The sequence below is a fragment of the Bradyrhizobium sp. 186 genome (genome assembly GCF_023101685.1).
Taxonomy (GTDB): domain Bacteria; phylum Pseudomonadota; class Alphaproteobacteria; order Rhizobiales; family Xanthobacteraceae; genus Bradyrhizobium.
The window spans coordinates 32026-46559 of record NZ_CP082164.1 but is presented as its reverse complement, the minus strand read 5'-3'; the positions used below and the strand labels follow the sequence as shown (position 1 = coordinate 46559).

The 14534-nt window shown below is 62.7% G+C and carries 15 protein-coding genes and 1 tRNA gene; 7 read left to right on the top strand and 9 right to left on the bottom strand.

All coding sequences use genetic code 11. The annotated features are described in order from the left end of the window. Positions 1-34: 34 nt before the first annotated feature. Entirely contained in the window at positions 35-700 is a 666-nt protein-coding gene (locus IVB18_RS00240) for a glutathione S-transferase (protein WP_247987358.1), read from the bottom strand. 148 nt (positions 701-848) lie between these two features. On the opposite strand from IVB18_RS00240, the gene IVB18_RS00235 reads away from it, so the two are divergent. The 4 genes from IVB18_RS00235 (at position 849) to IVB18_RS00220 (ending at position 4472) form a co-directional block, all read left to right on the top strand. Next, positions 849-1436 carry a DUF2239 family protein gene (locus IVB18_RS00235; protein ID WP_247987357.1) on the top strand — a complete coding sequence of 196 codons (588 nt, stop codon included), beginning with the start codon at positions 849-851 and terminating at the stop codon, positions 1434-1436. 160 nt (positions 1437-1596) lie between these two features. Continuing rightward, positions 1597-2205 (top strand): 2-hydroxychromene-2-carboxylate isomerase, encoded by a 609-nt coding sequence (locus IVB18_RS00230; RefSeq protein WP_247987356.1) that lies wholly within the window; start codon positions 1597-1599, stop codon positions 2203-2205. A gap of 99 nt (positions 2206-2304) precedes the next feature. After that, positions 2305-3228 (top strand): 2-dehydropantoate 2-reductase, encoded by a 924-nt coding sequence (panE, locus tag IVB18_RS00225; RefSeq protein WP_247987355.1) that lies wholly within the window; start codon positions 2305-2307, stop codon positions 3226-3228. 203 nt (positions 3229-3431) lie between these two features. After that, positions 3432-4472, top strand: coding sequence for an IS110 family transposase (locus tag IVB18_RS00220; RefSeq protein WP_247987344.1), 1041 nt, complete (start codon positions 3432-3434; stop codon positions 4470-4472). Between the two features lie 318 nt (positions 4473-4790). Here the strand turns inward: IVB18_RS00220 and IVB18_RS00215 are convergent, their stop codons facing one another. From IVB18_RS00215 to IVB18_RS00200, 4 genes are all read right to left on the bottom strand, one after another. Continuing rightward, positions 4791-5384, bottom strand: a complete 594-nt coding sequence (locus IVB18_RS00215; RefSeq protein WP_247987354.1) for a c-type cytochrome — start codon at positions 5382-5384, stop codon at positions 4791-4793. Positions 5385-5571: 187 nt separating this feature from the next. Further along, positions 5572-6852, bottom strand: coding sequence for a PQQ-dependent sugar dehydrogenase (locus IVB18_RS00210; protein WP_247987353.1), 1281 nt, complete (start codon positions 6850-6852; stop codon positions 5572-5574). Between the two features lie 379 nt (positions 6853-7231). Beyond that, a complete protein-coding gene (locus tag IVB18_RS00205; RefSeq protein WP_247987352.1) occupies positions 7232-8218 on the bottom strand; it encodes an NAD(P)-dependent oxidoreductase in 987 nt (328 codons plus the stop codon). A gap of 76 nt (positions 8219-8294) precedes the next feature. After that, positions 8295-8369, bottom strand: a tRNA-Gly gene (locus IVB18_RS00200). Positions 8370-8643: 274 nt separating this feature from the next. Between IVB18_RS00200 and trxA the strand changes: the two genes are divergently transcribed. Then, a complete protein-coding gene (gene trxA, locus IVB18_RS00195) occupies positions 8644-9567 on the top strand; it encodes a thioredoxin (RefSeq protein ID WP_247987351.1) in 924 nt (307 codons plus the stop codon). Between the two features lie 33 nt (positions 9568-9600). Further along, complete coding sequence (locus IVB18_RS00190) at positions 9601-10278, top strand: LON peptidase substrate-binding domain-containing protein (RefSeq protein WP_247987350.1); 678 nt, start codon at positions 9601-9603, stop codon at positions 10276-10278. A gap of 12 nt (positions 10279-10290) precedes the next feature. On the opposite strand, the gene IVB18_RS00185 is transcribed toward IVB18_RS00190, so the two are convergent. Next, complete coding sequence (locus IVB18_RS00185; protein ID WP_247987349.1) at positions 10291-12792, bottom strand: EAL domain-containing protein; 2502 nt, start codon at positions 12790-12792, stop codon at positions 10291-10293. On the opposite strand from IVB18_RS00185, the gene IVB18_RS00180 reads away from it, so the two are divergent. After that, complete coding sequence (locus IVB18_RS00180) at positions 12685-12924, top strand: hypothetical protein (protein WP_247991974.1); 240 nt, start codon at positions 12685-12687, stop codon at positions 12922-12924. The two genes, IVB18_RS00185 and IVB18_RS00180, sit on opposite strands and share 108 nt — an antisense overlap. An 86-nt stretch (positions 12925-13010) precedes the next feature. Here the strand turns inward: IVB18_RS00180 and IVB18_RS00175 are convergent, their stop codons facing one another. The 3 genes from IVB18_RS00175 to IVB18_RS00165 all read right to left on the bottom strand — a co-directional run bounded on the left by IVB18_RS00175 (position 13011) and on the right by IVB18_RS00165 (position 14485). Further along, complete coding sequence (locus tag IVB18_RS00175) at positions 13011-13601, bottom strand: cytochrome b/b6 domain-containing protein (protein ID WP_247987348.1); 591 nt, start codon at positions 13599-13601, stop codon at positions 13011-13013. Positions 13602-13639: 38 nt separating this feature from the next. Further along, positions 13640-13918, bottom strand: a complete 279-nt coding sequence (locus IVB18_RS00170) for a PepSY domain-containing protein (protein ID WP_247987347.1) — start codon at positions 13916-13918, stop codon at positions 13640-13642. Between the two features lie 216 nt (positions 13919-14134). Continuing rightward, positions 14135-14485, bottom strand: a complete 351-nt coding sequence (locus tag IVB18_RS00165; RefSeq protein ID WP_247987346.1) for a hypothetical protein — start codon at positions 14483-14485, stop codon at positions 14135-14137. Between the last annotated feature and the right edge of the window lie 49 nt (positions 14486-14534).

Below are 14534 nucleotides of genomic sequence, written 5' to 3'. Positions count from 1 at the left end.
TGCGAAGCATCGAACCCGGAATGACGGAAACTAACTACCGTCCCACCTGATACGGTCCGCCCTTCTCGAGTGCGCGATTGTACGCAGGGCGCGCATGGATGCGTTCGAGGAACGCCATCGCCTTGGGATGGCCCTGCTCGAGTCCGCCGCGCGCCTGGGCTGCTTCGAGTGGAAAGCTCATCTGGATATCGGCTGCGGTGAATTCGCTGCCGGCGAACCATTCGCTCTTGCCGAGCTCGCCTTCCCAATAGTCCATGTGTTGCTTGATCTGCGGATTGACCAGCGCCGTCAGCGCCTGGTTCGAGACCTTGCGCACCAGGGGCCGCAGCAAAGCCGGCGCGCGCTTCGGCATGAGCGTGAACAGCAGTTTTAACAGCAGCGGCTGCATCGCCGAGCCTTCAGCATAGTGCAGCCAGTAGGTGAAGCGCAGCCGCTCCGGCGTGTTCGGCGGCGGGATCAGTCGGCCATTGCCGTAGGTGGCGATGAGATATTCGATGATCGCACCGGACTCGGCGATGGTGTTGCCGTTGTCGGTGATGACGGGCGACTTGCCGAGCGGGTGGATCGCACGCAACTCCTTCGGCGCACGCATGTCGGGCTGACGCTGATAGCGCACGATCTCGTAGGGCACGCCCAACTCCTCGAGCAGCCACAGCACGCGCTGCGAGCGTGAATTGTTGAGGTGATGAACGGTCAGCATCGGAAGGTCCCCAGCTTGGGCGTGGTCGATCGGCCGCGCGTTCGTGCCAGCCCGAGCGAGCGTTGTCGAGCCGTCCCAGCGCATATTTTCGCCCGGGTATATTGACGCCGGCAATTTACCCGGGTATAAAATCGGCGGCCTGATCAATATGGCAATGATTCCAATGCAAGGGACTTTTACAGCCTTCATCGGTCAACGCCGGCTAGCCTCCGGCCCGGCAGGGGATGTCGCGCTCGCCGTCAAGCGGACTGCGATCCAACAGGGCGAGCCGATCATCGTCTTCGACGACGGGACGGGTCGTTCGATCGATTTCGATCTGCGCGGCGAGGATCGCGAGGTGCTGGCGCGGCTTGCCCCGACCCCGAGCGAGGAGACGGCGCCGCCGAGCGCGCCGCGCGGCCGCGGCCGACCGAAGCTCGGCGTGGTTGCCCGCGAGGTGACTCTGCTGCCACGGCACTGGGAGTGGCTCAACGTCCAACCCGGCGGCGCTTCGGTCGCGCTGCGAAAGCTCGTCGACGAGGCGAGGCGCGCGAGCGGCGACAAGGACCGCGAGCGGCAGGCGCGCGATTCGGCCTACCACTTCATGTCGACCATGGCGGGCAACCTGCCGCAGTTCGAGGAAGCCTCGCGCGCGCTGTTCGCGGATGACCGGCGGCGCTTCACCGGACTGATCGCCGACTGGCCCGCCGACATCCGCGACCACGTCGTCAAGCTCGCCTACAGCGACCGCGCGTAAACCGCGCGAAGCACTTGCTTGCACATCGCTGTGGCGCAAGCAGTCGATCCGGCGCGCGATCTGACCGAATCACCAAGGTATTATGACCATCATTAAGCGGTGGACCTACGGCGCCCCCCGCGCCACAATGCAAAGAAAAGCGACGTCAGGGAGGACGAATTTGACCCGCACAGCTCCGCAATTCCTGTTCGATTTCGGCAGCCCGAACGCCTATCTCAGCCATCTGGCGATCCCGGCGATCGAGCAGCGGATTGGCGTGAAATTCGAGTACGTGCCGATTCTGCTCGGCGGCATCTTCAAGTCGACCAACAACAAGTCGCCGGCCGAGACACTCGCCGGCGTCAAGAACAAGCGCGAATTCCAGGCGGTCGAGACCGAGCGCTTCATCAAGCGCTTCAAGGTCCCGCCCTATGTCATGAATCCCTTCTTCCCCGTCAACACGCTGAACCTGATGCGCACGGCGATCGCGGCGCAGCTCGAAGGCGTGTTCGAAGAATATGTCGAGGCCGCGTTCCACCATATGTGGCGCGAGCCGAAGAAAATGGATGATCCGGAGATCGCGGCGAAGGCGCTCGCATCCTCCGGCCTCGATGCCCAAAAACTGTTCGCCCGCGCCCAGGAGGGCGAGGTGAAGGGCAAGCTGATCAAGAACACCGAAGAGGCCGTCGCGCGCGGTGCGTTCGGCTCGCCGACCTTCTTCGTCGGCGATGAGATGTTCTTCGGCAAGGAGCAGTTGCGTGAGGTCGAGGAGATGGTGTCGGGAAAGTGAAGCGTATGAATGGCGAGTAGCGAATAGCGAGTGGAAATCGTGTTTGCTATTCGCTACTCCCTATTCGCCATTCGCCAAGAATAACAACGGAGTTTTCCCATGCGTATCCTCGTGGTCGGCGCCGGCGCCATCGGCGGCTATTTTGGTGGTAGGCTGTTGCAGGCCGGCCGCGACGTCACCTTCCTGGTCCGGCCGCGGCGCGCCGCCGAGCTTGCGAGCGCCGGCCTCGTGATCAAGAGCCCGAATGGCGATGTGACGCTGAAGGATCCGCCGCGGGTCGAGGCGGACAAACTCAAGGACAAGTTCGACGTCGTGCTGCTGAGCTGCAAGGCGTTCGACCTTGACGACGCCATCAAATCCTTTGCGGCGGCGGTCGGGCCGAATACCGCGATCATTCCGATGCTCAACGGCATGAAGCATCTCGACACGCTCGACAGCAAGTTCGGCAAGGAGCGCGTGCTCGGCGGTCTCTGCGCCATCGCCGCGACGCTGAACGAGAAGCGCGAGGTGGTGCAGCTTCAGCCGATGCAGTCGATCAATTACGGCGAGCGGGACGGCCAGCTGTCGGAGCGCGTCAAGGCGATCGACGAAGCGTTCAAGAGCGGCATCAATGGTGCCACCGCCAGCCAGAACATCATGCAGGACATGTGGGAGAAATGGGTGTTCCTCTCCTCGCTCGCCGCCTCGACCAGCCTGATGCGCACCTCCGTCGGCAACATTCTGGCCGCGCCCGGCGGCAGGGATTTTCTGCTCGGCATGCTCGATGAAACCAGCGCCATCGCCACAGCGTCAGGCTATACGCCGGGCGGCCCGTTTTTCGAACGCGTCAAGGGTCTGCTCACCACCGAAGGCTCGCCGATGACGGCCTCGATGTTCCGCGACGTCAAGGCAGGCTTTCCGGTCGAAGCTGATCACGTCATCGGCGACCTCATCGCGCGGGGCGACGCCGCCAAGGTGCCGGTGCCAAAGCTGCGCATCGCCTATACGCATTTGAAGGCGTACGAGAAGCAGCGGGCGGAGTAGCTCGCGGCCCAACATCTGGCTGTCGTCCCGGACAAGCGTAAGCGCAGATCCGGGACCCATAGCCACGAATTTGAGTTGCTGCGCGAAGGCGTCACTCCGAATCCCCGTAACCACTCCTCCCTCTGGTTGATGGGGTGGACGGCCCCCTACGGCATCAGTGTGCCAGAATGAGGTTGTCAGAAACTCATTCGCAGGAGCCGCCCGTGAACCAGATTATCCGCATTGGAATGGATACGTCGAAGTATATTTTTGTGCTGCATGGGGTTGATGAGGATGAGCGGCCTGTGCTGCGCAAGAAACTTTCGCGCAAGCAGGTGCTCGAGTTCTTCACCAAGTTGCCGCCGACCGTGATCGGGATGGAGGCCTGCGGGGCTTCGCAACATTGGGCGCGAGAGCTTCGCAAGCTCGGCCACGAGGTGAAGCTGATGGCGCCGCAACTGGTGAAGCCCTACGTGTCGCGGAACAAGAACGACGGACGGGACGCGGAAGGGCTTTGCGAGGCGATGAGCCGACCGACCATGCGGTTCGTGCCGGTGAAGAGCGCCGAGCAGCAAGCCGCATTGATGCTGACGGGCATCCGCGACGGGCTGATCGCCCGGCGCACTCAGTTGACCAATACGATCCGCGGCCATGCGGCGGAGTTTGGCCTGATTGCGCCCAAGGGGCTGGACAAGATCGAGCCGTTGCTGGCGCAGATTGCGCAGGACGAGACGCTTCCCGTCCTGGCGCGCGAGCTGTTTGTCGTGCTGGGCCGCGAATGCGCCAAGCTCGAGAGCGAGCTGGAGGCGATCGAAGCCAGGCTGATGGCCTGGCACCGTGGCGATGCCATGGGCCGGCGTTTGGCGCAGATCCCCTCGGTCGGTCCGATCGTTGCCACCGCGCTGGTGATGAAGACGCCGGATCCGCGGGCGTTCCGCTCCGGTCGTCACTTTGCGGCCTGGGTGGGATTGACGCCCAAGGACCACTCCACTGCCGGCAAGACCAGGCTTGGCAAGATCACCCGGGCGGGCGACGAGGACTTGAGGCGGCTGCTCGTGATCGGGGCCACGGCCGTGATCCAGCAGGCCCGACGAGGCCGCGGCCAACACTCACGTTGGCTGCTGGCGCTGATTGCGCGCAAGCCGCCGAAGCTTGCGGCCGTGGCGCTCGCCAACAAGGTGGCCCGCATCGCCTGGAAGCTGATGATCAGCGGCGAGAGTTACGACGCGGCACGGTTGAATGCCGCCGCGGTAGTCCCCGCCTAACAGATTGGCCGACCGGCGGGCTCGCTCGCCGGCCGACCCGGAGCTGCAGGAGCAGATGGAGCGATCGATCGAGCAACGATGCGAGACATTCCGTGGGACCCATTGGCCGCCAGCAGGTCGCCGGGTTGTTTGGAACCCGCATCGCGCAAACCATCTTGGCCAGCGATCTAATCCATCGCACTCAACAGGCCGGACATATGGATGCAAGCGATCCGATCTCACCAAAAAGCTCTTGTGCCACGGGGGCCGTCCACATATGGGTCCCGGATCTGCGCGCGCTTGGGGCGCGCTTGTCCGGGACGACGGCGGAGTGTGAAGCTACTGCAAATGCGCGAGGTAATGCGCGAGCGCGGTGATCTCTTCTTCGCTCAGGGAGTAGGCGACGTCGGCCATGGCGGCGCCGGCACCGCCGACGCGCTGGCTCGTCTTGTAGTCGTGCAGCGCCTTCACGAGATATTCCTCGCGCTGGCCGGCAAGCCGCGCAATTGCCTTGGTCCCGGCATAGCTATCGGTGTGGCATGAGGCGCAGCGGCGGCCGGCGGCGGCTTGCGCGCCCTTCTTCGAGAGATCGGGGTCGTTGTCCTCCGGACCCTTCGGCGGCGTCAGCGAGGCGAAATAGGCGCCGAGATTGCGGATGTCCTCGTTGTTGATCTGCTCGACGATCGGCTGCATCTGCTCGTTCTTGCGCGAGCCGGCACGGAAGAACACGAGCTGCCACTGCGTGTATTGATCGGGCTGGCCGGCGAGCGAGGGGATGTTCTCCATCTGCGAGATGCCGTTGTCGCCGTGGCAGCCGGCGCAGATTTCTGCTTTGGCCTTGCCGGCTGCGACATCGGCGGCTTGGGCGGGAAGGAAGCCGAGCGTGAGGAGCGCAACCACGCTGATTGCGTGCGAGATGTACTGCCGGTGCATGATTGAAAATTCCGATCTGACAGGCTCGTCATTCCGGGGCGTGCGAAGCACGAGCCCGGAATCCATAACCACCAGTCGGGGTTATGGGTTCCGGACTCGCGCTAACGCGTGATCCGGAACGACATTGGAGCTGAAAAGCAAAGAGGCTGCGGCCGTCTCCCGGCCGCAGCCTCTTTTTCAAATTACGCTACTTCTTGCTGTAGCTGATGCGGTAGATCGCGCCGGCCCAATCGTCGGCGACGAGGATCGAGCCATCCTTGGCGAGGATGATGTCGGCGGGACGGCCGAGATAGCCCTGGTCGCCCTCGAGCCAGCCGGAGGCGAACACCTCCTGCTTGGCGTTCTTACCGTCGGGCCCGACGATCACGCGCATGATGCGGGCGCCCTGGTACTTGTGGCGATTCCAGGAGCCGTGCTCAGCGATGAGGATGTTGTTCTTGTACTCGGCGGGGAACTGCTCGCCGGTATAGAACTTCATGCCGAGCGGAGCGACATGTGCGCCGAGATTCAGCACCGGCGGCGTGAACTCGGAGCATTTGTGGCCCATGGCGAACTTCGGATCGGGCAGGTCGCCCTGGTGGCAGTAGGGATAGCCAAAATGCTCGCCGATCTTGGAGATCATGTTCAGCTTGTCGCTGGGCAGATCGTCGCTGACCCAGTCGCGGGCGTTCTCGGTGAACCAGAGCTTTCCGGTGCGCGGATCGACGTCGCCGCCGACCGAGTTGCGGACGCCGAGCGCATAGACTTCGGCGTTGCCGGTCTTGGGATCGACGCGCCGGATCTGCGAGACGCTGGTCGGGGGAACGCCGATGTTGAAGGGCGGTCCGAACGGCAGGAAGAACCAGCCTTCCTTGTCGACCGCGATGTATTTCCAGCCATGCGCGGCGTAGGAGGGCATGTCGTCATACACGACCTTGCCGTCACCGAGCTTGTCCAGATTGGCTTCCGCGTTATCGTAACGGATCAGCTTGTCCACCGCGATGACGTAGAGAGCGCCGTCCTTGAAGGCGAGACCGGTGGGCATGTTCAGGCCCTTGAGGATGGTCTTGACCTCCTTCTTGCCGTTGTTGTCCTTGATCGCATAGACGTTGCCGAGGCCGAACGAGCCGACGAACAGCGTGCCCTTGTCACCCCAGGCCATCTGCCGTGCCGCGAGAACACCGGGCGCATAGACCTCGATCTTGAAGCCCGCCGGCAGCTTGATCTTCTTCATCATCGCCGCGAGCTCGGCCTCCGACGCGCCAGTGGGCGGCCCCGACGGCGGCGCCAGGCCCTTCTGCGCCTCGGTCTCGTCGCCGAGGAACCAGTCATCCGGCGGATGGGTCCAGAATTCCTTGGTGCCGGATTCGTATTTCTTCAGAGTCCGATTCTTGTCCTGCTGCTGCGCATGACCGACGCTTGTCCCCGCAAGAAGGGCAACCGCTGCAAGCGCCAGGATGGATTGAAAGACGGATCGATGGAATTTCATCGCGTCACTCCCCTAAGGCAGCCATCAGGGCTGCACGTTATTTTGTTTTGCTAGTCGAGAGGCGAGGTTCGGAGTCTGTCGAGAGGGCAGACGCAAAAAGGTTAGCACATCTGCGAGCGGTGAGAAGCGCGTCGCGTGCACCGCGGTTGTGCTCAATACAAGTTGAGACGGATTTTCTCTCGACACGGCCTCGTGGTGACAACGATCTCGCTGCAACGCGGAATCAAAGTGGCGCGGCGAATTTACAGGCAGCACCAGCATCGAGCCGAACAAAAATCGCGAAAACAACCCCATGCAAAGTAGAAAGGCTCAGGCCAATTTGCGCCCGGTGACACCAGACAGACATTTGATGCATCGAGCAAAACAGCAAAAGCGGCGATCACGAGGCGACGGGGTAGGGCCCGCCGTCGAATGTCGTCTCATGATAGCCTTTTGAGCCAATCTCGCGCGCCAACGCGCTGCGAAAATCCTGTCCGGTGCGAAGGCTGCCCAGGACATGGGCAAAGTCGAATTCGGGACGCCAGCCCAATTCGCGCCGCGCCCGATCGTTGACGTAGACGCGATCGATCTCAGGGAACAGGCGCCAGCCCCGCGCCGAATAGAGCTCTGCGCAATCCGGATAGAGTTCGCGCACGACACCGGGCGCGTCGCGGGCAAGGTCCGCGAGATGGCGCGGCTCGAACGGGCTCGTGGCGGAGACGATGTAGCGGGCGAAGCCGATCGCCGGCGCGCGCTCGACGGCGGCAAGATGGGCGCTCACCGCGTCGGCAATATCCAGCCGGCGATACAGCAGCTCATTGGCCTGCGCGTTCTCCAGCGCGTAAGCCTCGCGCATCATGGCATCGTCATCGGCCTCCGGAAAGAAGCGCGAGGTTCGCAGGATGACGACGGGCAGACCGCGCTCGCGAAAGAACAGCTCGCACAGATTTTCCGCCATCAGCTTGGTCGTGCCGTAGATGTTTTTCGGCACCGACGGCAGATCCTCGGTGACCCACACCGCGGCCTGTCCCGCCTCCGGCCTGAGCTGGGAGCCGAACGCGCTGGTGGTGCTGGTGAAAACAAAGCTCCGCACCCCGGCGGCCCCGGCCGCCTCGAGCAGATTGAGCGTGCCGCTGACGTTGGTGTCGACGAAGTCCTGCCTAGCGTGGGTCGCCACATGCGGCTTGTGCAGGGTCGCGGTGTGGATGACGGCGGTGACGCCGGCCATCTGGCGCCGCACGAAGTCCGGGTCGATGATCGAGCCGACGGCATCGGTCCAGGCTGACGGTTTCAAATCAACCCCATGCACAGGTGAACCGCGCGCCCGCAGCCTCCGAAGAATGGCCTCCCCGAGGTGCCCTGCGCTGCCGGTGACCATGATTGTCATTGCAGACCCAACACAGCCGCCAGCGGCGTGGAAAACCACGATCCGCACCTGTCAGGCTGGATGCTTTGGGAAAAATTGGAGCGGGCGAAGGGGCTCGAACCCTCGACCCCGACCTTGGCAAGGTCGTGCTCTACCACTGAGCTACACCCGCATCCTGTGTCGGCCGCGTGACGCGACCGGCAACGGCTGTCGTATGCCAAAACCAAGCGGCGAATGCAACAGCTACCGGCGGCATAGATTCGCATCTTGAGCCCCATATGGACCCCAATCCCGGCCAAATCGGCCAAAAATACTCGGGAACCGGCGAATCGGCCGCCATGGATTGAAATTCGGCCGCCCCGGCCCAATTTTAGGCCGACAGCGAAGCATATGAATTGGCGACGTGCTAAAGAGCCGCCATTCCAGACATCAGACAAGGGGATCCCGTGACGATCATCGACCAGGGTAACGGAGCGGCGGGCCCGGCTGCCGCCGATCTGATCAAGGACACGACCACCCAGACCTTCGTGAAGGATGTCATCGAGGAATCGAAGCGCCAGCCGGTTCTGATCGACTTCTGGGCGGAGTGGTGCGGCCCCTGCAAGCAGCTCACTCCCGTGCTCGAAAAGGCGGTCAAGGCCGCCAAGGGCAAGGTCAAGCTGGTCAAGATGAACATTGACCAGCATCCGGCGATTCCGGGCCAGATGGGCATCCAGTCGATCCCGGCCGTGATCGCCTTCGTCAACGGCCAGCCCGCCGACGGCTTCATGGGCGCGGTGCCGGAGAGCCAGGTCAACGCCTTCATCGAAAAGCTGACCAAGGGCGTGACCGCGCCGGGTGAGCCGAATGTCGCGGAAATCCTGCAAGAGGCCGAGGCCGTGCTCGCTGAGGGCGACGCCGCCGCCGCCGCGCAGATCTATGCCGAGGTGCTCTCGCACGATTCGACCAACATCGCGGCGCTTGCCGGCCTCGCAAAGTGCTACGTCACCTCCGGCGCGATGGAGCAGGCCAAGCAGACGCTGGCCATGGTGCCGGAATCCAAGCGCAACGACGCCGCGGTGAAGGCCGTGCAGGCCGCCATCGATCTCGCCGAGCAGGCGGAGTCGCTCGGCCCGGTCGCCGAGCTGGAACAGAAAGTCGCCGCAAACCCGCTCGATCATCAGGCCCGATTCGACCTTGCGACCGCACTCAACGCGCAGGGCAACCGGGCGGCGGCGACCGAGCAGCTGCTCGCGATCATCAAGCGCGACCGCAAATGGAACGACGACGGCGCGCGCAAGCAGCTCGTGCAGTTCTTCGAGGCCTGGGGGGGCGCCGACGATGCGACCGTCGAGGGACGAAAGCGTTTGTCGATCATCCTGTTTTCGTAAGGCCAGCTGGCAAGACCAGCGAGGACCGGGCAGATGCCGATCAATATCGAATATCGCGGGCCCGCCGACCTTCCGGAAATCATTCCGGTGTTCCCGCTACCGGGCGCGCTGCTGCTGCCGCGTGGCCAGATGCCGCTCAACATCTTCGAGCCGCGCTACCTCGCGATGGTGGACGATGCCTTTCGCGATGGCCATCGCCTGATCGGCATGATCCAGCCGGACATGGCGCATTCGCCGAAGAACTCCGATAAGCCGACGCTGTTCCGCGTCGGCTGCGTCGGCCGCATCACCCAGCTCGCCGAATCCGGCGACGGCCGCTACATCCTCGAGCTCACCGGGGTCTCACGTTTCAAGGTGCTCGAAGAGCTCGAGGTGCTGACCGCCTACCGGCAGTGCAAAGTAGATTTCTTCGCCTTCGCCGACGATTTTACCGCGCGCGTGGGTGAGGACGAAGTTAACCGCGAGGCGCTGCTGGTGGCGCTGGCAGACTTCTTGAAGGCCAACAATCTCAAGGTCGACTGGGAAGGCGTCGAAAGCGCGCCCAATGAGGCGCTCGTCAATGCACTCGCAATGATGTCGCCCTACGGCCCGGCCGAGAAGCAGGCCATGCTCGAGGCGCCGGACCTGAAGACCCGTGCCGAGATTTTGATCGCGATCACCGAGATGGATCTGGCCAAGAAGCGCACCTCGGGCGATCCGCCGTTGCAGTAGCGGCCTGAATGCTCACGCAGCGCGGACGGCTGTTCCAGCACCCCGCCGCAGCATTTTGGCGATGCTGGATGCAGGCATCGGTCGGCTGAAATAGTAGCCTTGCGTTTCGATGCACCCCTCTTCACGGAGAATGTCCAGCTGCTCCTTCGTTTCGACGCCTTCGGCGGTCGTGGTCTTGCCGAGGCTGACTGCGAAACGAACCACTGCTCGCGCGAGATGGTGCGCCTCTGCCCTCGCGCTGGACAGCTCGTTGACGAAACTGCGGTCGATCTTGATCTTGTCGAATGGGAATCTTTGCAGAAAGCTCAGCGATGAATAGCCGGTGCCGAAATCGTCCAGGGCGATTCGCACCCCGAGCTCGCGCAGTTGACCGAGTACTGCGAACACAGCTTGGCTGTCATGCATGATCGCCGTCTCGGTAACCTCCAGCTCGAGCCTGTGCGGCGCAACTCCCGAACTCGCCAGCGCGCCGATAATGACCGGGACAAGCTCCTTGCTCCTGAATTGAGCGGGAGACAGGTTGATCGCGATCCTGAGATGGGCAGGCCATTTGGCGGCTTCCGCACAGCCGTTCCTCAAGACCCATTCTCCCAGCGGCACGATCAAGCCGGTCTCCTCCGCAAGCGGGATAAATTCGCTGGGCATGACCAGACCTCGCTGCGGGTGATGCCAACGTAGCAATGCCTCGAAGCCGCTGGTCTTGCCGGTCGCGGCATTGACGAATGGCTGGTAGTGGAGCTCGAATTGACCGCCGGCAAGCGCATCCCGCATGTCGCGCTCCAGGTTGCGTCGCGCATGCATGAGCTCGTCGAGTTCCGGCTCGAAGAAGCGGAATGCACCACGTCCACCACTCTTGGCCGAGTAGAGGGCGAGATCCGCGCTCTTCATGATCACGTCGGAATCGTTGCCATCGCGCGGCGCGATGGCAATACCGATGCTGGTGCCTACTGTGACCTGGTGATCGCCGAGATCGAAGGGTTCGCAAAGCGCCTTTCTGATGTTCTCAGCGAGGGTCGCGGCCTCCAGGGCTGGGTTGATCACGTAGTCGATCACTGCGAAATCGTCGCCGCCCAGCCGAGCGATCAACGCGGTTTCCGTGGTGCATTCGCGCAAACGCGCAGCGACGGCGCGCAGCAGGGAATCGCCCGCCGGATGTCCAAGCGTGTCGTTGACTTCCTTGAAGCGATCGAGGTCAAGCATGAGCACGGCCAGATCAAGGCCGCCATTGCGCGTAACTGCAATGGCATGCTCCATCCGTTCCCTGAGCAGCACGCGATTTGGCAGATCGGTCAGCGCATCGTGTTGCGCCATATGAGCGATCTTGGCCTCGGACCGGCGTTGCTCGGTAACGTCGAGATGCGTGGCCACCCACCCGCCGCCGGCCATTGGCTGTCGCGTCACGCAGATCAACCGACCATCTGCAAACTCGTCGATCCTGCTCGAGACTGCATCGAACGGCAACGCGGCCAACTTCGAGATGAATTGCTCGGCAGCACCCTCGCTGGGGTCGCCCTTGAGGATGCCATTCATAATACGATGCCTGATGATGTCCGTGTGCAATGTGCCCGTTCTCAGCAGTTCCGGCGGCAGCCGATAGAGTAGGGCATAGCGCTCGTTGCAGACGACAAGTCGCTTCTCTGCATCGAACATGCACAGGGCCTCGACCATGTTGTTGATGGCCGTGTCCAGCCTGATTTTCTGGTCCTGGATTTCCTTTTGCGAATCTTCCACCTGTTGCCTGGCGAGCGAAAGCTCACTGATGATTTCCTCGAATCTGCTGGTTCTGGTCGCAAGCCGGCGATCCGCCAGCACACCGACAAAACTCATCCCGAGCACTGACAGAGCCACACCTGCAATTGCCACGGCAAGAAAGCTGGGAGAAAGCGACAAGGTACCGCCGTTCAACGTCGGGTCTGGAACGATCTGCACGGCCCCCATAGCCGTGAAATGATGCGACACGATTGCGAGCGTCAGCAGCAGCGCCGCGACGAAGGTCCCCCATTTGTCGTTGCGGGCCAGGGCGACCGCGAGTGCAGCGTAGCCCAGGACCATGCCGAGGGCGATCGAGACGAACACCAGCTCCGACGACCAGGTCACGCGGCCAGGCACTTCGAGGGCCCACATGCCGAGATAGTGCATGCTCGCAATACCGGCGCCTATGATGCCGCCGCCGGCAGCCGCGCGCCATCGGCCGGAGTTACTGACGGCAACGCCAAAACCACCTGACGTCAGGATCATCGCCGCGGCGAGCGACAGCGCTGTCAGAACGATGCCGTAACTGGTTGAGACGCCGGGCTCATAGGCGAGCATTGCGACAAAATGCGTTGCCCAAATTCCATAGCCGATGGCGGCGCCCGCGATCGCAATCCAGATCAGCCGCGCCCGAGCTCGCGACGCGATCGCGCGATGAAAGATGCTGACGGCCACAATACTTGCAATGAAGCAAACCAGACCAGCGAGCATGACAAGCCGCCAATCATGGTCTTCCGTGACGCAGGTAAAAACGCGGAACATTCAGATCGCTCCCTCGTCAATATTTCGACGATTGATCCAATTGGCTTTCTTCGCGTTAATTTTCTGCAATGCTCGGTTGCATGCCTATCGAAAGGTAAACCCAAGCTCAACAATGGTGCCGTTTACCGGTAGCCTGGGCGGGCGAGGGGCTTAATTCCCGTGAAACTACGGCTTCGGCGGGCTCGAGGCTCTATCGGTTCGAAATAACCCGGTCCTGCTTAGGAGTGACCGCGGATACGCTTGCGACCCGTGATCATCGCGCGGATCAGGTTCTCGCGCTGGAGCAGTCCCATCAGCACCACGCCCACCACATGCAGCACGGCGAGGACGATGACGGCGTCCGACGCATAAGCGTGGGTGTCCTCGATCCACCAGACGCCGAAGAAGGTGGCGGTCACCGACATCGCGCCGGTGATCACCGAGACCGCGAGCGACAGCAGCAGCGCTACCAGCATCAAGGTGCCGGCGGGGTTGAGCCCGATATAGCGGCCGCTGATGCCGCGGCGCAGATTCCAGAGATAGCTTGGCGCGGCGCGAAGCCTGACCCCGACCATGCGAAAACGTGAGTAGCGGCTTCCCCAAAACCCCCAGACCAGGCGGAAGGCGAGAAGCGCGATCACGGCATAGCCGACAATGCGGTGAAGCCCGTCATAGACGGTGGGCGTGAACCAGGCGACCAGAACACAGACGGCGAGAACCCAATGCCAGAGGCGCAGCGGGAGGTCCCAGACCTCGACCTGCCGCGAAGCGGTTCGATCCGCGGGGGCCCGACTGGGCTCCCCGCGCGCTTCTGGCACCGCTTCTGTCATACGCCTCGGTTTACTTTGTGCGGTTCGCTTGGCGCCGTTTACTTTGCAATGGTGTGCTTCAGGCTGAGATCTTCCGGGCTGTAGAACAGCTCGTAAAGCTTGCCTTCCTTGACGCCATAGACCTCATAGCACGAGCCTTCAATCTTGGAGCGCCGCACCTCGTAGCCCAGCGCCTTGGCCTTGGCTTCGGCGTCGGTCGCCGGCTTCCACGACGCCTTGTCGAGCTTGGTGCAATCCTTGAAGCCGTCGGCCATGGCCGTGGACCCCATGCCAATCCCGATCGTCAGTGCAATGGCAACAACACGAATGACCTTCACGAACGTCTCCTCCTCTGTCGTGTGCGCAACGCCTTGCGCGAAGCGACATCGAAGGAAGCAAAGGCGATGGTCAAGTCAATCCGGTTCGGGCGTGGATTGCTTTAGAGAAGTTCTAACATCGGCAAAAAGATCAGTGCGCTCCAGGCACAGTGTGCTTCTCACGCGTTGCTGCGGCCTTACGTCTCATGGGTAACCTCATGGGTCGACGCACATCCGCTAATAGCCGGCAACCGCGAGTGCCGTGACGGCACTCATCCCGACCCAGCCGAAATGACGCCCGCGCGTCGCCCAGGCATTGGCCAGCGCCGCGAAGCCGAACACGATCGCGAGCGTCACGACGATCCAGTGGCGCGCGATGTTCGATTCCATCCAGGGCGCGGCGAGCAGCAGCACGCCGCCGCCGATCCACGCCACCGTACCGGCCTGCCAGACCAGCCGGATCAGCGTGCGCAGCCGCGGCGGCTCGATAGAGGCGCGAGCGAACACTTTGGTCTCGCCGAGCATGCCGTGAATCAGCGCCAGCACGATCGCGGCAGCGCCGGAACATTGCAGCAGAAGGTCGCGCATGGGCAACTCCATCCATACAGCACTGTATTGTTTATGCGCCTGCTTGCCC

What these genes read in the sequence shown, in the direction of transcription:
- panE (WP_247987355.1), top strand. Translation starts at nt 2,305, where the DNA reads ATGCGTATCCTCGTGGTCGGCGCCGGCGCCATCGGCGGCTATTTTGGT.
- IVB18_RS00185 (WP_247987349.1), bottom strand. Translation starts at nt 12,792, where the DNA reads ATGTTCCGCGTTTTTACCTGCGTCACGGAAGACCATGATTGGCGGCTT.
- IVB18_RS00205 (WP_247987352.1), bottom strand. Translation starts at nt 8,218, where the DNA reads ATGACAATCATGGTCACCGGCAGCGCAGGGCACCTCGGGGAGGCCATT.
- IVB18_RS00210 (WP_247987353.1), bottom strand. Translation starts at nt 6,852, where the DNA reads ATGAAATTCCATCGATCCGTCTTTCAATCCATCCTGGCGCTTGCAGCG.
- IVB18_RS00235 (WP_247987357.1), top strand. Translation starts at nt 849, where the DNA reads ATGGCAATGATTCCAATGCAAGGGACTTTTACAGCCTTCATCGGTCAA.
- IVB18_RS00215 (WP_247987354.1), bottom strand. Translation starts at nt 5,384, where the DNA reads ATGCACCGGCAGTACATCTCGCACGCAATCAGCGTGGTTGCGCTCCTC.
- IVB18_RS00180 (WP_247991974.1), top strand. Translation starts at nt 12,685, where the DNA reads ATGAAAGATGCTGACGGCCACAATACTTGCAATGAAGCAAACCAGACC.
- IVB18_RS00175 (WP_247987348.1), bottom strand. Translation starts at nt 13,601, where the DNA reads ATGACAGAAGCGGTGCCAGAAGCGCGCGGGGAGCCCAGTCGGGCCCCC.
- IVB18_RS00165 (WP_247987346.1), bottom strand. Translation starts at nt 14,485, where the DNA reads ATGCGCGACCTTCTGCTGCAATGTTCCGGCGCTGCCGCGATCGTGCTG.
- IVB18_RS00190 (WP_247987350.1), top strand. Translation starts at nt 9,601, where the DNA reads ATGCCGATCAATATCGAATATCGCGGGCCCGCCGACCTTCCGGAAATC.
- IVB18_RS00240 (WP_247987358.1), bottom strand. Translation starts at nt 700, where the DNA reads ATGCTGACCGTTCATCACCTCAACAATTCACGCTCGCAGCGCGTGCTG.